This window comes from Pseudomonas zeae, from assembly GCF_014268485.2.
GTDB lineage: Bacteria > Pseudomonadota > Gammaproteobacteria > Pseudomonadales > Pseudomonadaceae > Aquipseudomonas > Aquipseudomonas neuropathica.
This window is the reverse complement of sequence record NZ_CP077090.1, coordinates 3,681,525-3,702,429: the sequence shown is the minus strand read 5'-3', so window position 1 is coordinate 3,702,429 and position 20,905 is coordinate 3,681,525. Positions and strand designations below refer to the sequence as shown.

The window sequence follows — 20,905 nt, the reverse complement described above, 5'->3', positions numbered from 1 at the left end:
CACTGACATGGCGTCTGTAAATGCCTCCCACGACGATGATGACGATGCCGCGGTGGACAGCATCAACATCACGCCCCTGGTTGACGTGCTGATGGTGGTGCTGGTGATGTTCATCCTCACCGCCACCGCGCAGGTTTCCGGGATCCAGATCAACCTGCCCAAGGCCAGCGCCTCCGTGTCGCTGTCCGAGGCCAAGACCAAGGCGATCTCGGTTAACGACGGCGGCCAGGTGTTCCTCGACGCCTATCCGGTGACATTGGCTGAACTGGAAGAACGCCTGCGCATCGAGAAGGCGCAGAGCCCGGATTTCCCGGTGATCGTGCGCGGCGATGCGACCGTGCAATACCAGAAAGTCATCGAAGTGCTGGATCTGTTGCGCCGGCTCGAACTGTCCCAGGTCGGTCTTGTGACCGGCAAACCGAGTCAGGGCTGAGTCATGACCGCACAACTCCCGATCGAGCCGCTGCCGGTAAAAAAACCAGCGCTGCGTTATGCGAAGTGGGGCGCCGGCTTGCTCATCGGCGCGCTCGCTGCGTGGTTCCTCTGGCAGTGGGCCAACGACATGAGTGGCATCCGCCGCGAAGCGCCGAAGGTGCCGACGATCATTCCGTTGCCACCGCCGCCACCTCCGCCGCCAGAAAAACCGCCGGAGCCGGAAACCCCGGTCGAAGAAAAAGTCGTCGAGCCCGAGCCAACGCCCGAGCCAGAAGAGGTCAAGCCCGAGGAAGAAGCACCGCCATCACCGGCGGACGATCTGGCCAACCCGATGCAAATGGACGGTGACGCTCAAAGCGGCAACGACGCCTTCAACATCGGCGCGGGCAAGGGCGGCGGCATGGCCGGGACCGGCGGCGGGCGTTTGGGCACGGGCACGTACAGCCAGTTTCTGGCGTTCACCTTCCAGCGTTTGCTGCGCGAAAACCCTGAGCTGCGCAACCTCGCGTTCTCGCTGCAGGCCGACGTGTGGCTGAGCGGCGTCGGCGAAATCACCCGGGTCGAGCTGATCAAGTCCAGCGGTAACCCCGAAATTGATACGCAAGTGCTGGCCGCGTTACGCGGTGCGCCGGCGCTGAGCGAACGGCCACCGGCCTCCATCACGTTGCCTGTGCGCCTGTCCCTGCAAGGGCGGCGTCCGGGTTAATTCACTTATTTACGCTTTGCCAAAAGGAGTTGTGTGCAGATGATTTCCAATGTGAATCGATTGTCCCTGGCGGTCGGCATGGTCATTGCGACCCTGGTCGGTCAGGCCGTGGCAGCGCCTGCGCCCTCGGAGAACGCCACGATCAATCTGATCCGCTTGCTGGTCGAGCAGGGCATTCTGAAACAGGACAAGGCCGACGCGCTGATCGCTCAGGCGCAGAACGAAGCGGCCCAGGCCAAACAGGCCGCCGCATCCACCGCAGTCGCGGCCGGGCCGGTCGCTGCGCCGGGCGACGTCCGAGTGCAATACGTGCCGGCAGCGGTGCGCGACCAGATCCGCGACCAGGTCAAAGCCGAAGTCATGGCCACCGCCAAACAGGAAAACTGGGCCGCACCCAACAGCTTCCCGGAATGGGCAGCGCGCATCAGTTTCGACGGCGACATTCGCCTGCGTGACGAATCGCGCTACTACTCGGACAGCAACAGCAACGAGATCGTCGACTTCGCCAAGCTCAACAACAATGGCCCGTACGACGTTAACCCGAACAGCAGCACCAATCTGCCGCCGCTGCTCAACACCCGCGAAGACCGCACCAACCAGTTCCGCATCCGCGCACGGCTGGGCATGAAAGCCGAGATCTCGCCGCAATGGACTGCCGGCATTCGCATCGGCACCGGCTCGGACAACAACCCGGTGTCGACCACACAAAGCCTCGGCGGCGGTTTCGCCAAGAAGGATATCTGGCTCGATCAGGGCTACCTGAACTGGAAGCCTACCGATGAGTTGACCCTGACCGGCGGGCGTTTCGCCAACCCGTTCATGTCCACCGACATGCTCTATTCCAACGACTTGAACTTCGACGGTGTGGCAGCGATTTTCGACCACAAACTCAATCGCGATTGGGGCGTGTTCGGCACCGTCGGTGCGTTCCCGGTGGATTACACCAACGACACCGCCAGCAGCAACGGCTTCGACAAGGAAGAGAGCGACAACAAGTGGCTGTACGGCGCGCAGATCGGCGCCAAGTGGGCAATCAACAGCAACAACCGTTTGAAAGGCGCACTGGCTTACTACCGGTTCGACGACATTCAAGGCCAGCGTTCCAGCCCTTGCGAACCGTGGGCCGGCGCGCCAGGTTGCGACAGCGATGGCAGCCGCGCAGCGTTCATGCAGAAGGGCAACAGCGTGTTCCTGCTGCGCGACATCACGCCGAACCCGCTCAACCCGACCACTACGCCGCAGCCGCAGTTTGTTGGCCTCGCTTCGGAATTCAATCTGCTTGATCTGAACATGGTCTGGGATGCCGACCTGCCAGAAGATTTCAAACTGCGCAGCCAAGGCAACTACATCCACAACCTTGCGTACGACGAAGGCGACATGCGCAAGCGTTCGGCCGGGCAGATCGTCAACAACCTCGACAGCAACGGCGACATTGAAAGCGGCGCCAATGCGTGGATGGTGCAGTTCACCCTCGGCAGCGCGCTGGACCTGAAAAAGCAGGGCGACTGGAACATGTTCGCTGGCTACAAGTACATCCAGCCGGATGCCTTGCCGGACGGCTTCAACGACTCGTCGTTCCACCTCGGCGGCACCAACGCCAAGGGTTATTTCATCGGCGGCAACTATGGTCTGGCGAAGAACGTTTACGCGACCGGTCGCTGGATGAGTACCGAAGCGGTGTACGGCGCGCCGTTCGACATCGACGTCTTGCAGCTTGAGATCAACACGCGCTTCTAAGGCGCCGGGAGAGGGTTATGAAAACGCGATTTGTGTTGCTCGGGCTCGGGCTGTTGATTGCCACCGGGGTGAATGCCGAAGGCATGGAAGAGCGCCTGCGCACGCAATTGCGCAGCACCACGCAACAGTTGCAGGCCCTGCAAAGTCAGCAGGCCCAGGCCAGCGCCGCGCAACTGGCGGCGCAAAACGAAGCCAAGGCTGCGCAGGCGCAAATCAAGCAATTGAGCGCTGAACTGGCCAAGGCCAAAGGCGTCGCTGAGCAACTGGCCGGGCAGCAGCAGAGCCTGCACAGCCAGGCGCAGGCACAAGTGGCGGCCAGCGCCGAGCAGACCGGCAAGTTCAAAAAGGCCTATGACGAGTTGCTGGTGCTGGCCCGTGCCAAAGAAGCAGAACGGTCTAAGCTTCAAGCGCAATTGGCTGAACGTGACACACAAGTGCAGCAATGTTCAGTCAAGAATCAGCAGATGTACGGCGTCGCCAAACAGATCCTCACTGCCTACGAAAACATCGACGTGGCCGAGGTGATGAAGATCCGCCAGCCCTTCGCGGGCAGTGCCCGGGTCAAGTTCGATGAACTGGCTCAGGGGTTTGGCGACGACCTCTACAAGACTCAATTCGACGCGCCGCAAGCCGCGCTCACGCACTGACAAACAAGGAAGAAACAATGACTCAATTGATCAGCCACGTATCGCCAAAATCCCTGACCGAAGTCCTGCAAGCGGCCGGTTATCGCGTCAACGAAACCGAGCAGAACGGCATCGTCCAGTTGCTCAGCGCCAGCCAGGGCATTGGTTACGCCGTGCGTTTTGGTAATCCGGCGGTGGAGCAGGGCAGTTACGTCGATTTCACTTTCAGCTGTGCGCTGCGGGTGCAGGGTGAGTTGCCACAGGGTGTGGCCGAGCAGTGGAACGCGAGCCGTCGTTTTGCGCGTTTGTCGTTGCAGGGCGAGTTTCTGGTGATGGAAATGGATGTGGTCGTGGCGGCGGGCGTGAGCAACGATCACCTGCGCGGCAACCTGGAATTGTGGGATCGCCTGTTGCAGGAATTTATCGTCTACCTGCGTGATTTCACTCAGGCAGCGCAAGCATCCACCGCGAAAGTGGCTGTCGCCGAGCAAGAGGAAGTCGCGCTGTGAAGAAGCCAGCCATGGTGATCAGCGCTGCGGCCGTGGCGCTGTTGGTGGTGGCCGTGGCGCTGGTGGTGCGACCGGGCAGTGACCCGGTCGCCGCCCAGCAATCGTCGTCCGTAGCGGCGGTTGCAACGGGGCCGGCGGTGGCGCGGTTGGGTAATCAGCAGGTAACCCCTGCGGAACTTCAGGCGTTGCTGGCTACCGTTCCGCCGGAAACCCGCGAACAATTGCGCGGCAATCGTGAGGCGCTGGAACGGTGGATTCGCACGCGTCTGGCCGAGAAAGCGGTGCTCGAGCAGGCCGATGCGCAGGGCTGGGCGCAGCGTCCCGAGGTTGCGCGGCAAACTCGGGCAGCGACTGAGCAGATCGTGTTCCGTGATTACTTGCGTTCGGTCAGCCAGGTGCCGGCAGACTACCCGAGTGCGGCTGAGTTGCAGCAGGCCTATGACGCGGGCAAGACGAATTGGCAGACGCCGGCGTTGTATCGGGTCAGCCAGATTTTCCTTGGGGTGAATGATCCGCAAGGTCTTGAGGCTGTGCGCAAGCAGGCCACTGAGCTGAGCAAGAAAGCGCAGGCGACACCGGCGGAATTTGCTGCACTGGCGACACAATATTCGCAGGATCGCGTCACCGCTGAACGCGGTGGGGATACCGGCCTGCAACCGTTGCAGCAACTGGTCCCGGAGGTGCGTGGTGCAGTGGCGCGGCTCAAGGTTGGCGCAGTCTCTGATCCCGTCCAGAGCGCCGCCGGGCTCCACGTGATCAAGCTCACCGAGCAACAACCGGCGCGCGCCGCAACTCTTGATGAACTGCGCGATCAACTGACCCAAGCCTTGCGTGCGCAGCGTCAGGAACAGATCGCCCAAGCCTACCTGGACGGCATGCTCAACACCGCAACCCTGAGCATCGACGGCGCTGAACTCAACAAAGTCCTCGAGGAAAAACGCTGATTTCACCTTCACCACAAACCCCCTGTAGGAGTGAGCCTGCTCGCGATAGCGGTGTGTCAGGTTAAGAAATGTCGACTGACACACCGCTATCGCGAGCAGGCTCACTCCTACAGGGGAATTGCGTAACGACAAATACAAAGATCGACAGGGAGTCATCGATGTCATTCACCGAACCCGCAGGACGACCGGGCACCAACGATTACCGCTGGCCACATGACCACAGCGAACCGTGGCTCGCACACGCCGCGACCATCGACGCCGACGTCGCCCAATACTTCCTCGTCAGCGCCCGCTGCGGCTGCTTCATGCAAGCCGCGCGCAGCCTCAACGTGCGCGCGACCTTGTTGCGCAAACAACTGGCCCAGCTTGAGCAAGAACTGCAACACACCCTGTTCAGCTTTCAGGGCAGCGCCTTGAGCCTCACCCGCGAAGGCCAACAGCTACAGGCCAAACTGGTGGCGCTGGCCAACGAACGCAAACTGCCGGTGATCGAACAACCGCTGATCCGCCTCGCCGTCGCCGAATCGATCCTCCACGACATCCTCGGCCGCGATCTCATCGCACTGCTGCGCCGTAACGCCAGCGTGCGTCTGGAAATCATCGCGCTGGACAGCGAACTGTCCCTGCGCGCCGTCAGCGCCGACATCGTCCTCTGGCTTGCCCACGGCGAAACCCCGTACCCCGGCCCGACCTTCGCCACCAGCGAACCGCAACCGCTGGCGCGCCTCGATTACCTGCCACACATCGCCAAACGCTACTCCCGCGTCACTGCGCGGCCTGACACGCCTGATGACCTCGCCGACTTCATGCTGGTGCAATGGCAACACGACCGGCAGATCGACAGCTTCCGGCCGTGGAATGAGTTGGTTGAACAGCGGTTGGCCGGGGTGGTGCAGATGCAGTCTTATGAGTTGATGCTGGAGATGATTCGTTGCAGCGCTTGTATTGGGTTGTTGCCAGCGTATATGAGCCGGTTTGATCGAGGCCTGATTGCGCTACCGGGGTTGTTCGAAGAGCCTATGCAATTGCAGGCGTGGCTGGCGGTCAACGCGGACTCACAAAATATCAGCGAAGTCCAAACCCTGACCGACCTCATCCACCACACCTTTAACGAACGCCAGGAATGGTTCCAGCCCTGAATACAATTCCTGTGGGAGCGAGCCTGCTCGCGAAAGCAATCTGACATTCAACTTCTCTGTTGCCTGACACACCGCTATCGCGAGCAAGAGAATCGTTATTCCCGGATCAAACCCGCAAACGAATCTGTCGCCCCAACACATCCATCACATCACAACCATCACGCAGCAACATCGCCGCCGCGTGCGCCAGTTGCTGCACGTCGGCGCCTTTGGCCGAGGAAATATCCAGGCTGGCGAGGCTTTCCATCATTTGCGTCACTGCGAGAAAGCGGCTGGCGGCGCTGCTGTGCAATACGTCTAGCGGCGCTTCAGTGGAAACGAGGAGGACCGGAATGCTGTCCTCGTTGTGCGTCATCGAAATGTGCGAGCTCATACGTCACCCCGGGCCTGCGCGGCGTGCACACGAGCGATGGCGGCCAGCATCAGTGCGCGGGCATTGGCAAGCATTTGCTGGCTGGCCCAGCGCATCGAGCTGCTGTGTTCCGGGCGAGCGACGCTCGGGGCTTGGTGGGCGAGGGTTTCGGCGCAGTTGAGGTAGACGGCCGCGTGTTCGAGGGCGTCGAGGAGCGAGATGTCGGGTCGGATGTTGAAAGGGTGGTGAGCGACTTGGTCGCAGGGTTTGGACTTTGTGGTTGGATCGGTCATGGTGCAGCCTCTTGGAAGTCGGAGAACTGCCACTTCATCGCCGTCAAACGAATAGGTGGCAACTGTGTGCAGGTTGACGGACCGGTCCAAGACACCCGGCGCACCCGAAGATGCCCCGCACACAGTCACCATTGAGCAGCGCGTCGGACACAGGAGTGCGCGCGCACGTTGGAAAGCAATGTGCGTCCTGGATTGTTCAGGCCGTCAAACCCGATCACGAATGAGTCGTGACAGGCGCGAGGATAGGGAGTGAGGGCAGGTCAGTCAACCGCCGCATTCTTCCGGAGTTTGCTGGGCTTTCTTGTAGGAGAAAGGTTATTCGCGATGACGATTGATGAGCTTCCAATGAGGCTGAATATCGCAGAGCCCACGGCGACAAAATCATCAGGCGCCACCAATCGATGTTCCACCAGCCAACGCTGTATTCAGTATCAGGAATATTTGACCGCGTCGGCCTGACAAGTCGCCTCGGTGAGTCCCGCCAGATCCGCCCCCGACAACGCGCTGGCCCACGCCGACGCACAATGAGTTCAAGGAAGGCACTCGCGCGCGGTGGTGGGCCGGGCTTCAAACCCGGCTGGGGAAGGCATCCGTTCCCGGGCAGTTTCGACTCCGGTAGCCTTCCGCCAGGTTTCTCCCAAAGCAAAAGATCGCAAAATGTAGTCTGGCCCTGTTTAGTCCACTGTTTAAATCATTGGCAAAAACTGGAAGGCTTCTTGCGGTAGTCGTGAGCTCGCTCTGGGCGTCGAAAGTTTGCTTGAAAATAAGGGGTTGGTAAATAAATGCGTCCCCTTTATTCTGGGAGAAACGTGGCCTGTCCCTGAGGGCTCCCCTAAGACGGTTAGATTCACATGAGGTAAATTGCGCGCAATTTATACCAATTTCCACCGCCACTGCTCCCATTTACATGCGTCCAGTACGCCGAGTATACAAAGCCCGGTCCATAAGACTCATGGACCGTTGATAAGCCGGACCTAGCAATCACTTCCCAGTACTGTTTGGGGTAACCGTCGCTGATGAGGTTGCCAGTGTAGAAGCTCTCAGTAACATTTGAAGCGTAGGGGGGCTGGAGAGGGCGGTACGCATGACTCAACGCTGTAATGATTTTTATCATTTCCGCAGCGTTTTCATTGTCGATCATAGTTCCCCCCACGGCGCTTATGCCAGCCGCGGCATCCATACATGTTGGAAAGGTCTGCGCAGTTATTGCTAGCTCATAAACATTGGATGTCCTCACCTCGAAACTTATGGCCACATTCATGGAGTCTTTAACAGAGATTATTGTTTCGCCATTTCCGGTGCTACGGACAACACCTCTATCATCGACTGAAGCAATGGTTGGGTCTTCTGATTCGTATGTGTAGGGGGGAGTTCCTCCGCACGCGGCTCTACGCTCTATCGCCCCAGTAGAATCGGCGGTTCGCGACCAGCGACCTTGCGGATCAGTCAAGATTACATTGGTACCGTCCAAAATAAGGGGAGTGGTGTCGATGCAAAGTTTCGGAGTGGCCATGATGGTGTATCTCCTGATAGGGGAGGTCACTGCTTGATTTTCGTTGGTACTACCGTCGTAGCTGATTTTGAATTCAATCTTTAACTCGGAGCCGCCCTTCAGTGTGCGTAGTTCCTCATCAGGGGCCAGTGGCAACAAACCATTCAGGTCGCCAAACTCCACAGTGACGCCGTCATAAAACAGTCGCTCATACGGATTGTCGTCCTCATCGATTCCGCTGTAGCGCAGCCAGAATTTCTGGCCGACGGCAATCAGCGGCCACATGGCGATGCGCGTGCGGGCATCGTCGGCAAGATCGGTGAGATCCAGCTCCTCGTCGGGAGCTCCATCGATGGTCGGGGTCGGCAGCTTGTTATCGCCATCGACTATCGGCTGTACGGTCAGTGTCACTTCCTTGGAGCCCAGCAGCGTGCCATTACGAGTGACGGTGCAAGTTACCTTCACCGTTTTTCCCAGATTGAACGGCACCACTGAATTGGGCAGGGGGATTTCCTTGTCTGCTTGTGCGGTCACGTCGATCGGGCCGACGGTAACGCTGCCCTCACCGGATGTGCCTGCCCAGGTCACGCTCACTTGAGTTCCGATCATGTTTGAGTAAGCCGCGATAACAGCAGTCAGCGTGTCCTTGGCGGCGAAGGGGTTGAGGGTGTTGCCGTTGGCTTCTTTGATAACGGGGTTTTTCAGATCCAGTGCCCTGATCGAGTAAGTGCGCAGCGCAAACGTCACGGCCTCACTCTCAACCTGACTACCGCCGAAGGCTGCCTTGAACTCCAATTCCAGGTCACTGCCATCTTCCAGGCTTTGCAAGTCCGCCAGCGGAAATGCGTGGGTGTAAAAACCCTGGTTGATCCACGTCGCATTGGTTTGCGAATTCGGCGGTTGCCAGAAGGTTTTCGAGTACACACCTCCGCCTTTTAAAGTCCCTTTCGCTTTGAGCCAGACATATTGTCTCAACGCAATATGCGGGTAACTGTTCGCGCGAAGGGTGGCGTTGGTGGTCAATTGGCTGACGTCCAGTTCGGGTCCTTCGCCTGCTTCGGATGCCTGCACGATCAGCGGCTTGGGCAAATGGCTTTGGGCAATTGGCAACACCGCCAACGTACGAGTCCGCGAGTCTTTTGGATCCTGGGTGCCGCGCTTCACGGAGTAGTCAAGCGTGCTTGACTTGTCGAGGTTGAAGGCGATCACCGAGACGGCCAGCGGTATTTCCTGCGGGCCGACAGTGGTGACCGGCCATGGATCCGTGGTGTGCGAGCCGGCGGGCAGTGTTCCGGGGGCGCCTTTCCAATTGGCGGTAATGTCGTCGCCGACCTGCATGCCGTCATAGTTGATCACCGCCGTCAGTGCGCTCTGGGCAGCGAGCGGGTCGAGGCTGCTGTCGTTCGGGGCTTCCTTGATTTTCGGCTCTTTCAGATCCAGCGCCACGCCGACACCGAACTCCAACGGCTCGGCATGACTGGTCCCGCCCGCCGCACGTTCGATTTTGTACGAGGCCTTTACCTTGCCGCCTTCGTTGCCCTTGATCATCGCCGCCGGAATGGTGAACGGCACTTCCTCGCCGGCGGTGAATTCGTTCAGCTTGATCCTGTCGGGGTATTCGCCGGTGATCGAGCCGAGCCAGGACAGGAGCACTTCATCGCCGGGGACCGTTTCCTTGTAGATCACCGTCGCGGTGGTGCCGGCGGTGTCGGGTGGCAGGACGCCGTCCACCACGCCGGCCACTTCCAGTTGCGGCAGTTCCAGGCGTGGTTCGCCGACGCGCAGGATGTCGCTGTGGATCGACTCGCGAATGGCGCGGGTGGCCTCGAACGGGTCCAGCGTGGCGAGCACCGCGCTCGAAATCAGTAGCTGGTAGTAGAACTCCGCTGTGCCGCCGTCGACCGGGGCCATGTGTTTGCCGTCGATGTTGTACAACAGTGGTTTGGCCGCGACGATGTCGTTGTAGGTGATGGGGCGCGTTGGCAGCTCAGGCAGGTACGGCTTGAGGCCGGGCGTGGTGCCGAGCATGACCGGCTTAAGGAGCATGCCTTCGACAAAGGATTTGTCGAAGGGGAACTCGAGACGGATTTGGGGCAGTGTCGGGTCCAGCGCTCCGGAGTCCTCGTCCAGCACCTTCGGCGCGGCCAGCCGCTGGACTTCGCCGATGGCGCGGATAAATTGGCTTTTGGATTTCAGATCGGCGGAGCCGTCGGCTTTTTCCAGGCGGTAAGACAAAGTGATCTGGGACTTGGCCAACTGACGCAGCACGGCGTTGGGAGCCGTGGTTTCCAAAATGCTCGGCACACTTTTCAACTCGACGCCTGCTGACGGTTCCCAATCAATCGGCGGCCCCTCGACGGGAGTGCCCTTGATCCTGATGAATACCTTGTCTCCGACTTTGAACTTGCTCGTATCCGTGGCGATGATTTGCACGGTGCCATCGGTATCGCCCAGTTTGTCGACGTCCAGCACGTTGTTCTGCGTTTCCTTGAGCAGCGGCGCGATCAGCCGGGTCGCATCAACGGCCACTACCACACGCTGTTCGGGGCTCCAGTCCTCGGAACGGTTGAAGACCTTGTCGTACACCTCGAACACCACGGCGACGCCGGGAGACTCTGCATCGCCGGCGTCGCGAATGACCGCTTCCGTGATGGTGATGATGATCGGGGCCTTGCCTTCGGCCTGTTCCTGGGTCAGCGGCTCACTGAACACGTAGCTCCCGCCCCAACTCAAGCGACAAGTATCGCCGGCCGCAGCGCAGGGATAGGGCTCTGTGCCATCGGCCTCGCCAATGCTGATTTTCACGCCATCGGCCTCGCCAATGCTGATTTTCACGCCATCGGCCACGTTGTCCTTGTCGATGCCGCCGTCAAGAATGTCCTGGGGAATGATCATGATCAGCTTGGAGTGCCCGCCGTCACCGTTGTCATCATGGCCGCCCGGGCGCGTCAGCTTGACCAGCACCTGCATGACTTCGGACGGTTCATCTTTGCTGGCGCCCAGCGGCCTGACGGAATAGGACGCCGCAAACTCGCCATCGACCATGTGCCGGGAAGCCACGAACATGCGCAGTTGCGTGTTGACCTCGTCCTTGTTGACGGTTTCCACCCAGACGTTCTGCCCGGTGCCCCAAAAGATCGTCAACCTGTCGCCTTCCGCCATGTTGCCCCACGGCCCCGCCTGGCACAGCAGGCCATGAAGCGGAAAGTTGTCCAGCGCCGCGGCGATGTTGATGCCCCAGACATCGGGATCCGTCGACACCGGGTCTTTGCTGCGCCCGGGGATGTCGAGTTCCTTGAGTAGCAGGGGTTTGTTGGGGCTGGACATGGCGCTGACTCCGTAGGGGGGAAGTGACGGAGTGATTGAACGGTTAAACGGCAGAATGCGCACCTGTCAGATCTGACAGGTACGCGCTGAAATCCGACATACGGTATGGAGTAGGGCGGGCATCCGTTTTCTTCCAATCAATGAAACTGGCGACCGAACAATTGCTTTCGTGAGCAGGCTCGCTCCTACCGTTTTCGTTCTCGCCAGACGGGTCAGGTGCGGTTTAGAGTGATCGGCCACACATCGATCCAGGAAGGATCCGCCATGCCAGACCACAACCCCGCCATTCACCTCGAGCGTTTCAACGAGTCGCACATTGAGGGCATCACTGCGCTGTACAACGATCCAGCCGTGGCGCGTCAGGTGCTGCAGATGCCGTTTCAGTCCGTTGAGGTCTGGCGCCAGCGCCTGCTGGCGGACAACGAACGGGCGGTGAAGCTGGTTGCGCTGCATCAGGGTGTGGTGATCGGCAATCTGGGGCTGGAGGCTCATTCACGGATGCGCCGGGCGCATGCCGGCAGTTTCGGTATGGGCGTTGCTGTGGCGTGGCAGGGCAAAGGCGTGGGCTCGACGCTGTTGGCGGCGGCGCTGGAGGTTGCCGACAACTGGATGAATCTGCACCGCGTCGAACTCACCGTGTATGCCGATAACGAAGCGGCCATCGGCCTCTACCGCAAGTTCGGTTTCGAGGACGAAGGCCTGTTCCGCGATTACGCGGTGCGCGACGGGCAATGGGTCGACACCCTGAGCATGGCCCGCCTGCGCACTCGTCCGAAAACCTGAATCAGTCGCCCAATGCGAACGCCACCGCCGACTGCGCATGCAGTTCGGTGGTGTCGAGCAGGGGCAGGGCGCTGTGTTCGGGTTTGACCAACATGCCAATTTCCGTGCATCCGAGGATGATCGCCTGCGCGCCACGCGCGGTGAGGGATTCGATCACCCGCTGATAGATTTGCCGCGACTGTTCATTGATCACGCCGACGCAGAGTTCGTCGTAGATGATCCGGTGTACATCCTTGCGCTCTGTTTCGTCCGGCACTAACACGGTCAAACCCTTGGCGACCAGGCGTTGCTTGAGGAAATCCTGTTCCATGGTGAATGCGGTGCCGAGCAATCCGACCGTGCGGGCATCTATGTTCAGAGCCGCCTGTGCGGCCGGTTCGGCAATGTGCAAAAACGGAATGCTGATCGCCGCCTGAATCTGCTCGGCAACCTTGTGCATGGTGTTGGTACACAGCACCACGCATTCGGCGCCGCCGGCTTCAAGCCTGTGCGCGGCATCCACCAGAATCGCCGCCGCATCGTCCCAGCGCCCGGCGTGCTGGGCTTGTTCGACAGGGCCGAAATCGACGCTGTGCATCAGCAACTGCGCGGAGCGCAACGGGCCGAGACGATCCCGGACTTGCTGATTGATGAGTCGATAGTATTCGGCGCTGGATTCCCAGCTCATGCCGCCGATCAGGCCGATGGTGCGCATTGGATGTCCTCAGGCAAATGACAGTGTCGAGCGTTCAGGTCTGCCCGGAGTTTCCTTTTCTTCATGCTTCGATGCCAGCAGCAAGTGACTGTACCGCTGATCTTTCACGCAAGTGTCATGGTGCTTCATCGGACCTGCTGCAGGTTAAACGTACGCCGGGGCTGGTATCTGCCACTATCAACCTTTGCAGGTCCTTTCCGAGGAACACCGCTATGGACGACGTACAACAACTGGGCGAGATGCTTCGTCATTACGCCGAGAGCGAAGCGCACAAGAAGCAACTGTTCGAGACGCAATCGGCTGCTTGGGTCACGCGGATTACCGCGCTGTTCGGGGACATTCAGCAATGGCTGGAACCGGTGCAGGCGCCGAATCTGCTGGAGGTGAGTCGCGAGGCCTATGTCGCGTTCGGGCCGAGTACACCGGTTGAAACCTCGACCTTCAAGACTGAGAAGCTGAGCATTGTGATTGCCGGCAAACCGGTTGAGTTTGTGCCGGATGTGATGGGCAGCGCGGGGCAGATCTCGCTCGCAGTGATGGGGCTGACGGCGGCGCGTTATGGCAGCATTTCGCTGGTGGGATTGCCGGACGGCACGTGGCAGTGGCGCAAGACCAATGGTTTGAAGGATCCGGATACGTTTGCCTTTGACGCCAACTTTCTCGCCCAGCAGTTGCAAAGCCTGATTCCTCGCGAGCGCGGTTAAGATCAAGGGCTTACCCCCTCACCCCAACCCTCTCCCCCAGGGGGGCGAGGGGGAAAGGGAGCCGATCTTCGTTGTTTATGAGATTGCATTCACCTTGGATTTTTCAGGCCGACGTAACTCGAATAATCAACTCGGTCAGTTCCCTCTACCTCAGGGGGTGAGGGGGAAAGGGAGCCGATCTTCGTTGTTTTTGAGATTGCATTCACCTTAGATATTTCAAGTCGGCGTAACCCGAACAAACAACTCGGTCAGTTCCCTCTCCCCCAGGGGGAGAGGGAGCCGATCTTCATTGTTTGTGAGATTGCATTCACCTTAGATATTTCAGGTCGACGTAACCCGAACAAGCAACTCGGTCAGTTCCCTCTCCCTCTGGGAGAGGGCTAGGGTGAGGGCAGCCCGACTGACACCCCTCACATATCAAGATTCACCCACCCCGGCTTCGCCACCTCCGGCGCCACCGCTTTCACGGTTTTCCCGGTAGCCCGTTCAACCCGCCGCGCCACCTCGGGGTCATCGGCAAACGGCACCATGCTCGCTTCATCCAGACTGTCCGCCGTCTCCCGCCGCAAGCAGTACTCCACCGCCAGCCATAGAAACATCACGCCCAACACATCAAAGAAAATCTCCATCACGAGCGGCTCCCTGCCTCAGGCGATCTGCGCTTCACTGCGCGCCAGTGCAACGTCGGCCACCCGCACCGTGCGCCACACGTTGTAAGCCATCAGCAACATCCCGGTAAGGAAGAACACCCCGCCGGCAAAGCGCACGATGAACCCTGGATGACTGGCCTGCAGTGCCTCGACAAACGAATAGGTCAGCGTGCCGTCCTCGTTGATCGCCCGCCACATCAGGCCCTGGGTGATGCCGTTGACCCACATCGAAGCGATGTACAACACCGTGCCGATGGTCGCCAGCCAGAAGTGCAGGTTGATCAGCGGCGTGCTGTACATCTGCTCGCGGCCAAACACTTTGGGCACCATGTGATAGGTCGCGCCAAAAGTAATCATCGCTACCCAGCCCAACGCCCCGGCGTGGACGTGGCCGATGGTCCAGTCGGTGTAGTGGGAGAGGGCGTTGACGGTTTTGATCGCCATCATCGGCCCTTCGAAGGTCGACATGCCGTAGAACGCCAGCGACAGCACGAGGAAGCGCAGAATCGGGTCGGTGCGCAACTTATGCCAGGCGCCGGACAAGGTCATCATGCCGTTGATCATCCCGCCCCAGCTCGGCGCGAGCAGGATCAGTGACATGGCCATGCCCAGTGACTGCGCCCAGTCCGGCAGCGCGGTGTAATGCAAATGGTGCGGGCCGGCCCAGATGTACAAGGTGATCAGCGCCCAGAAATGCACAATCGACAAGCGATACGAATACACCGGCCGATTGACCTGTTTCGGCACGAAGTAATACATCATGCCGAGGAACCCGGTGGTCAGGAAGAAACCCACCGCGTTGTGCCCGTACCACCACTGCACCATCGCATCGGTGGCGCCGGAATACACCGGATACGACTTGAACCAGTCCACCGGAATCGACAAGTGATTGACCACGTGCAACATGGCGATCACCAGGATGAACGCACCAAAAAACCAGTTGCCGACGTAGATATGTTTGGTCTTGCGCTGCACCACGGTGGTGAAAAACACGATGGCGTAAGCGACCCAGACCACGGCCATCCACACCGCGCCGGAGAATTCGATCTCGGCGTATTCCTTGGTGGTGGTGTAGCCCAGCGGCAGGGTGATCAGCATGATCACGATCACCGATTGCCAACCCCAGAAGGTGAACGCGGCGAGTTTGTCTGAATACAGCCGCACCTGGCAGGTACGCTGCACCGCGTAGTAACTGGCGGCAAATTGCGCGCTGCCGGCGAAACCGAAAATCACCAGGCTGGTGTGCAGCGGGCGCAAGCGGCCGAAGGTAGTCCACGGCAGGTCCAGATTCATCTCCGGCCACACCAGTTGCGAGGCGATCAACACGCCCATCGCCATGCCCACCACACCCCAGAAAACCGTCGCGATAACGAATTGGCGGACGACCTTGTAGTTGTAAGCCTGTCCGATTGTTGCTGTGCTCATGGTCAGTTCATCCACGGTTGCAAAGTCTTGCCAGGCCACCCGGTCTGGCATGAGCTGCACTGTAGAAACCCCACCAGAAACAAAACAGGCTCAGGAATCTTTGATTTGTGCGGATCAGATTGAAGGGCTGACTGCAGCGTTCTGCCGCGCCCTGATATGGTTTTTATGAGTTCAGGTGAATCTGTAACGTGCTGCGCCGTTCGGCCATAGTCTGGGAAAATCCTGTGTTTTGATCCGTGATCAATTCTGATGAGGTGTGCATGTATCAATACGATGATTACGACCGGGCGCTGGTGTTCGAGCGTGTTGCGCAATTCCGCGATCAGGTCGAGCGCTTCATGGCCGGGGAGTTGAGCGAAGAGGAGTTTTTGCCGCTGCGCCTGCAAAACGGCCTGTACATGCAGAAGCACGCCTACATGCTGCGCGTGGCGATTCCCTACGGCACGCTGAGCGCCGAGCAGATGCGCACCCTGGCGAGCATCGCCAGTGATTACGATCGTGGTTACGGCCACTTCACTACGCGACAGAACATGCAGTTCAACTGGATCGAACTCGCCGAGGTGCCGGATATCCTCGAGCGTCTGGCGCAGGTCAACATGCATGCGATCCAGACCTCCGGCAACTGCGTGCGCAACATCACCACCGAGGCGTTCGCCGGGGTCGCGGCGGACGAACTGATCGACCCGCGCCCGTTGGCCGAGATCCTGCGGCAGTGGTCGACGATCAACCCGGAATTCCTGTTTCTGCCACGCAAATTCAAGATCGCCATTTGCTCGGCCAAGCAGGATCGCGCGGCAATCATGATGCATGACATCGGCCTGTACCTTTACCCCGGCCGCGATGGGCAGATGCTTCTGCGAGTGATCGTCGGCGGTGGTCTGGGGCGCACGCCGATCCTCGGTTTGCAGATTCGCGAAGGTTTGCCGTGGCAGCATTTGCTGTCCTACGTCGAGGCCGTGCTGCGGGTGTACAACCGCCACGGCAGGCGCGACAACAAGTACAAGGCGCGCATCAAGATTCTGGTCAAGGCATTGGGCATCGAGGCGTTCGCCAAGGAAGTCGAAGAGGAATGGCAGCACCTCAAGGACGGCCCGGCGCAGTTGACCGAAGCCGAATATCAGCGGGTCGCCAGTGCCTTCGTGCCGCCGGTTTATCACACCCTGGCCGACACCGATCTGGACTTCGGCACGCGCCTAGCCGAAAGCCCGGCGTTTGCCCGTTGGGTCGCGCGCAATGTGCAACCGCACAAGGTGCCGGGTTACACCAGCGTGGTGCTGTCGACCAAACCGGGCATTGCGGCGCCGCCGGGGGATGTCACCGGCGCGCAGATGCTGGCGGTGGCGGACTGGTCGCAGCGTTTCGGGTTTGGCGAAATTCGTATTGCCCATGAGCAGAACATCGTCCTCCCTGACGTGGCGAAAACCGACCTCTATGCGCTGTGGCAACTGGCGTGTAAACACGATCTGGGCAGCGCCAACGTCGGCCTGCTGACCGACATCATTGCCTGCCCCGGTGGCGATTTCTGTGCACTGGCCAACGCCAAATCGATCCCGATCGCCCAGGCGATTCAGGCACGTTTCGACAACCTCGATTACCTGCATGATCTGGGTGATATCAGCCTGAATATTTCTGGGTGCATGAACGCCTGCGGCCACCACCACATCGGCAATATCGGCATCCTCGGCGTCGATAAGAACGGCAGCGAGTGGTATCAGATCACCCTCGGCGGTGCGCAGGGCAAAAACAGCGCATTGGGCAAAGTCATCGGCCCGTCGTTCAGCGCCGCCGAGGTGCCACAGGTGATCGAGCGGATCATCGGCACGTTTGTGCGCTATCGCGAGCACGAGGAACTGTTTGTCGACACCGTCGCGCGGATTGGCCTGGAGCCGTTCAAGGAACGGGTCTATCCGAAGACGCTGGAGGCGGCGGTATGAACAATCTGTTGCGGCTGGAGCAGGGTGTAGCGCGGATAGTGACAGACGATCCGTGGACGTTGATGCGCGAACCATCGACGCTAAGGCCGGAGGGTTTGCTGATATTGCCACTGACGCATTGGCTGGAATCGCCGTCGACCAACGCCGTGTGGCTCGGCCCGGATGATGAGGTCGAAAGCCTGGTGCCGTGGCTGGCCTCGTTACCGCTGATTGCACTGGATTTTCCGAGCTTTCGCGACGGGCGTGCTTACAGTCAGGCGTATCTGCTGCGCAGTCGGTTCGGCTGGGCAGGGGAGTTGCGCGCGATTGGCGATGTGCTGCGTGATCAGCTCAGCCATATGCGCCAGTGCGGGTTCGACAGTTTCGCGGTGCGTGAGGACAAATCGGCTGAGGATGCACTGAAAGGATTGGCCGGGATGAGCGTGCTGTATGGGCGCTCAGTCATCGAACCACGCCCGCTGTTCCGGCGGCGCTGACGCTTGAAAAGATCGCAGCCTGCGGCAGCTCCTACATGAGGTCAAGGGTAGGAGCTGCCGCAGGTTCGGGCCGCGTTCGGACGATCTTTGATCTGGCTTTTGCCACCGGGGAAACCCCTAGAAACCTCCTGAATCGGGCATTTTCCCTTGGGTCGATGGTGGCCTTTTGGTAGAGTCGCCGTCGCCAGCGGGTTTTCGGCTGGACGATGGAACCGAAGAAGGGAGTCTGATCAGTGAGTCCGGGCAAAAAAATCCTCGGCCTCACAGCGTTGCTGTTAATGGTGACGCTGTGGGCCAGTTACTTTTATGTATTCAAGGAAAACCGCGACGGCCAGCTCGGCGGCGTCGGCGAAAGCACCGCGTGGTGTGGCACACCGCCTACTACAGAAGCGGCGTTGCTGGGCAAGGACCAGCTGACCTTGCGCGTCACCAATAACCTGCGCGGCGAGTTCATGCTCAGTGGTTCCCTGGTGGTTTCCGAACGCACCTTCAACCGCTACGACCTCGCTCGCAATGAACTGCGTTTGCGACTGGAGCCGTTGCAATGGTCCTACGGCGTCACGCCGATCTTCCTTGAGCAGGTCAAGGTGCAGCCGCTGAGCCGCAACCTGTCAGCCACCAACAAAAGCGCCTACGCCGAACTTGAACCGCGCCCGATTGGCGTACAGGGTCAGGTCACCGAGTTCCCGTTCGACAGCTATCGCTACGGCTATAAACCGGTGCTTTATTACCTCAAGGGCAGCGAGCGCATCGACCTGCGCTTCAAGAACATCACCACGTTGATGGAGATGTCCAACACCTTCACGCCGATCCAGAAATACAACCGCGTCGACTACATCAACGAGAAAACCTCGATGATCCGCGACGAGGATTACAAGGCGTACGGGCCGCACGAATGTGCCTTCGGCGTCGAGCGCAAAGGTTCGTTCAAGGTGGTGGTGTTGTTGCTGCTGTTGGTGTTGTGCCTGCCGTTACTGCTGGTGTTTTACCGCAATGAACCGGGGATCGACTTCCTTGCCACGCTGTTGGGCGCCGCGATCGTGCGGGTGCTGCTGATAGGGCCGGTGCAGGATTTTCAGCTGTACAACATCGACTTCCTGTTGGGCGCGGCGATTTTGCTGGTGGGCACGGTGTCCTTGATCAAGGCGATGCACATCAACAGCCGGCGGGAGATGGCGTTGCGCAGTGGTGAGACTTCGTCCTGGTAACGGGGTGAACCCCTGAAAAGCCCCTCACCCTAACCCTCTCCCGGAGGGAGAGGGGACTGACCGAGTTGTCTGGCGTCCTGCACCGACGTGAAAGACCGAGTCGATTATGGATTCAAAGCCAATCGTTCACGTCGGTGTATCTCTCGAATCATCCCCCAATCGGTCCCCTCTATCTACCTCTGAGAGAGGGGACTGACCGAGTTGTCTGGCGAGCGACACCGACGTGACAGACCGAGTCGATTATGGATTCAAAGCCAATCGATCACGTCGGTGCATCTCTCGAATCTCCCCCAATCGGTCTCCTCTATCTACCTCAGGGAGAGGGGACTGACCGAGTTGTCTGGCGAGCGACACCGACGCGACAGACCGAGTCGATTATGGATTCAAAGCCAATCGTTCACGTCGGTGCATCTCTTGAATATCCCCCAATCGGTCCCCTCTCCCTCTGGGAGAGGGCTAGGGTGAGGGAAGACAATTTCCAGCCGGTCACTTAAGCGCCGGATCGCCCATGTTCATCTTCTTCCAGCCCTGCAACAGCATCTGCGGGCGTCCTGGCTCAGATTGTTCCAGTGCAGCGGATTCTTGAAGTTCACCAATGACCAAGAGCTCGATGCAGCATTGCCGGATGCTCGACGTCTTTCAAATGACGCTTGTGATCCTCCGCGCAGCCTTGCGTGAATATTGTGCTGTGCAATCGCAATTACTGAAGTTTTAGCTATACCTGTAATTCCCCCAGGCAAAGTTTTCGGCCTTCTGACAGGAGTTACAGCATGAAGCTAGCAGTGATGATGGGCACTCTGTGCATTGCCACCGTCGCAATGGTGGGTTGTTCCAGCAAAACCGTCGACCCGAAAGAGTACTCAGGATTCCTCAAAGACTACAGCCAGCTCAAGGAGGCCAAATCCCCGTCCGGTGCCGAGGTGATGCGCTGGATCGATCCAAAGGTCGACGTCAGGAAATTCACCAGTGTGTACATCGAGCCGACTCAGCTCTACCCGAAACCGCAACCGACCGCGAAAATCTCCCAGCAAACCCTCAATGGCATCACTTCCTACTACGATCAGGCGCTCAAACGTGAGATCGGCAAAGACTTGCCGTTGGCCGCCGGTCCTGGCCCGGGCGTGATTGTGGTGCGTGCGGCAATCACCGCCGTGAGCAGCTCCACCGAAGGCCTGCATGCTTACGAGGTAATTCCGATTGCGCTGGTCGCCGCTGCGGTCAGCACCGCCAGTGGTATTCGCGATCAGGAAACTACGTTGGCCACCGAAGCGGTGTTCCTCGATGGCGCGAATAACAAGGTCGTCGCGCAAGTGGTGCGCAAAGGCACCGGCAAGCCACTGGAAAATGATTCGCAGGCAATGAGCACCAATGACGTCAAACCCGTCATTGATGGCTGGGCCTCGGACCTGCGTCAGTCGTATCTGAAGCTCAAGAAAGCCAAGTAAGCGCACGAGGCCGGATTGTCCGCGAG

At 59.5% G+C, this 20,905-nt stretch carries 19 protein-coding genes and 1 tRNA gene; 14 read left to right on the top strand and 6 right to left on the bottom strand.

The window, feature by feature from the left end:
* Nucleotides 1–7 precede the first annotated feature (7 nt).
* From HU754_RS16140 to HU754_RS16110, 7 genes are all read left to right on the top strand, one after another.
* Nucleotides 8–433, top strand: a complete 426-nt coding sequence (locus tag HU754_RS16140) for an ExbD/TolR family protein (protein ID WP_003201710.1) — start codon at nucleotides 8–10, stop codon at nucleotides 431–433.
* Nucleotides 434–436: 3 nt separating this feature from the next.
* Nucleotides 437–1,141, top strand: coding sequence for an energy transducer TonB family protein (locus HU754_RS16135; RefSeq protein ID WP_093433049.1), 705 nt, complete (start codon nucleotides 437–439; stop codon nucleotides 1,139–1,141).
* Between the two features lie 39 nt (nucleotides 1,142–1,180).
* Nucleotides 1,181–2,878: a putative porin gene (locus HU754_RS16130; protein ID WP_099759024.1), complete on the top strand. Its 1,698-nt coding sequence runs from the start codon at nucleotides 1,181–1,183 to the stop codon at nucleotides 2,876–2,878.
* Between the two features lie 17 nt (nucleotides 2,879–2,895).
* Complete coding sequence (locus HU754_RS16125) at nucleotides 2,896–3,525, top strand: DNA repair protein (RefSeq protein WP_095126576.1); 630 nt, start codon at nucleotides 2,896–2,898, stop codon at nucleotides 3,523–3,525.
* Between the two features lie 17 nt (nucleotides 3,526–3,542).
* Nucleotides 3,543–4,013 (top strand): YbjN domain-containing protein, encoded by a 471-nt coding sequence (locus HU754_RS16120; protein WP_095050701.1) that lies wholly within the window; start codon nucleotides 3,543–3,545, stop codon nucleotides 4,011–4,013.
* Nucleotides 4,010–4,957 carry a peptidylprolyl isomerase gene (locus HU754_RS16115; RefSeq protein ID WP_186624287.1) on the top strand — a complete coding sequence of 316 codons (948 nt, stop codon included), beginning with the start codon at nucleotides 4,010–4,012 and terminating at the stop codon, nucleotides 4,955–4,957. Before HU754_RS16120 ends, HU754_RS16115 begins: the two co-directional genes overlap by 4 nt.
* 158 nt (nucleotides 4,958–5,115) lie before the next feature.
* Nucleotides 5,116–6,096 (top strand): LysR substrate-binding domain-containing protein, encoded by a 981-nt coding sequence (locus HU754_RS16110; protein WP_186624286.1) that lies wholly within the window; start codon nucleotides 5,116–5,118, stop codon nucleotides 6,094–6,096.
* A gap of 106 nt (nucleotides 6,097–6,202) precedes the next feature.
* Here HU754_RS16110 and HU754_RS16105 read toward each other — a convergent pair whose 3' ends face one another.
* Complete coding sequence (locus tag HU754_RS16105) at nucleotides 6,203–6,469, bottom strand: hypothetical protein (protein WP_038363058.1); 267 nt, start codon at nucleotides 6,467–6,469, stop codon at nucleotides 6,203–6,205.
* Nucleotides 6,466–6,741: a hypothetical protein gene (locus HU754_RS16100; RefSeq protein ID WP_186624285.1), complete on the bottom strand. Its 276-nt coding sequence runs from the start codon at nucleotides 6,739–6,741 to the stop codon at nucleotides 6,466–6,468. Before HU754_RS16100 ends, HU754_RS16105 begins: the two co-directional genes overlap by 4 nt.
* Nucleotides 6,742–7,275: 534 nt before the next feature.
* On the opposite strand from HU754_RS16100, the gene HU754_RS16095 reads away from it, so the two are divergent.
* Nucleotides 7,276–7,370 (top strand) — tRNA-Sec (locus HU754_RS16095).
* A gap of 218 nt (nucleotides 7,371–7,588) precedes the next feature.
* Here HU754_RS16095 and HU754_RS16090 read toward each other — a convergent pair.
* Nucleotides 7,589–11,560 carry an immunoglobulin-like domain-containing protein gene (locus HU754_RS16090; protein ID WP_217827556.1) on the bottom strand — a complete coding sequence of 1,324 codons (3,972 nt, stop codon included), beginning with the start codon at nucleotides 11,558–11,560 and terminating at the stop codon, nucleotides 7,589–7,591.
* Between the two features lie 264 nt (nucleotides 11,561–11,824).
* Here HU754_RS16090 and HU754_RS16085 point away from each other — a divergent pair, with 264 nt between their 5' ends.
* On the top strand, nucleotides 11,825–12,343 hold the full coding sequence (locus HU754_RS16085) for a GNAT family N-acetyltransferase (protein ID WP_093433034.1): 519 nt from the start codon (nucleotides 11,825–11,827) through the stop codon (nucleotides 12,341–12,343).
* 1 nt (nucleotide 12,344) lies between these two features.
* Here HU754_RS16085 and HU754_RS16080 read toward each other — a convergent pair whose 3' ends face one another.
* Nucleotides 12,345–13,037, bottom strand: a complete 693-nt coding sequence (locus HU754_RS16080; protein WP_186624714.1) for an aspartate/glutamate racemase family protein — start codon at nucleotides 13,035–13,037, stop codon at nucleotides 12,345–12,347.
* Between the two features lie 212 nt (nucleotides 13,038–13,249).
* On the opposite strand from HU754_RS16080, the gene HU754_RS16075 reads away from it, so the two are divergent.
* A complete protein-coding gene (locus HU754_RS16075) occupies nucleotides 13,250–13,741 on the top strand; it encodes a hypothetical protein (protein WP_186624715.1) in 492 nt (163 codons plus the stop codon).
* Nucleotides 13,742–14,151: 410 nt separating this feature from the next.
* On the opposite strand, the gene HU754_RS16070 is transcribed toward HU754_RS16075, so the two are convergent.
* Both HU754_RS16070 and ccoN read right to left on the bottom strand, forming a co-directional pair.
* Nucleotides 14,152–14,370, bottom strand: coding sequence for a cbb3-type cytochrome c oxidase subunit 3 (locus tag HU754_RS16070; protein WP_186624716.1), 219 nt, complete (start codon nucleotides 14,368–14,370; stop codon nucleotides 14,152–14,154).
* An 18-nt stretch (nucleotides 14,371–14,388) separates the two neighbouring features.
* A complete protein-coding gene (gene ccoN, locus HU754_RS16065; protein WP_186624717.1) occupies nucleotides 14,389–15,816 on the bottom strand; it encodes a cytochrome-c oxidase, cbb3-type subunit I in 1,428 nt (475 codons plus the stop codon).
* 260 nt (nucleotides 15,817–16,076) lie between these two features.
* Between ccoN and HU754_RS16060 the strand changes: the two genes are divergently transcribed.
* From HU754_RS16060 to HU754_RS16045, 4 genes are all read left to right on the top strand, one after another.
* Complete coding sequence (locus HU754_RS16060) at nucleotides 16,077–17,750, top strand: nitrite/sulfite reductase (RefSeq protein ID WP_186624718.1); 1,674 nt, start codon at nucleotides 16,077–16,079, stop codon at nucleotides 17,748–17,750.
* Complete coding sequence (locus HU754_RS16055; RefSeq protein WP_186624719.1) at nucleotides 17,747–18,226, top strand: DUF934 domain-containing protein; 480 nt, start codon at nucleotides 17,747–17,749, stop codon at nucleotides 18,224–18,226. Before HU754_RS16060 ends, HU754_RS16055 begins: the two co-directional genes overlap by 4 nt.
* Before the next feature lie 233 nt (nucleotides 18,227–18,459).
* The gene (locus HU754_RS16050) at nucleotides 18,460–19,434 is read left to right on the top strand and encodes a hypothetical protein (RefSeq protein ID WP_186624720.1); all 975 of its coding nucleotides are present in this window, start codon (nucleotides 18,460–18,462) and stop codon (nucleotides 19,432–19,434) included.
* Between the two features lie 770 nt (nucleotides 19,435–20,204).
* Complete coding sequence (locus tag HU754_RS16045) at nucleotides 20,205–20,879, top strand: DUF3313 domain-containing protein (RefSeq protein ID WP_186624721.1); 675 nt, start codon at nucleotides 20,205–20,207, stop codon at nucleotides 20,877–20,879.
* Nucleotides 20,880–20,905: the final 26 nt, after the last annotated feature.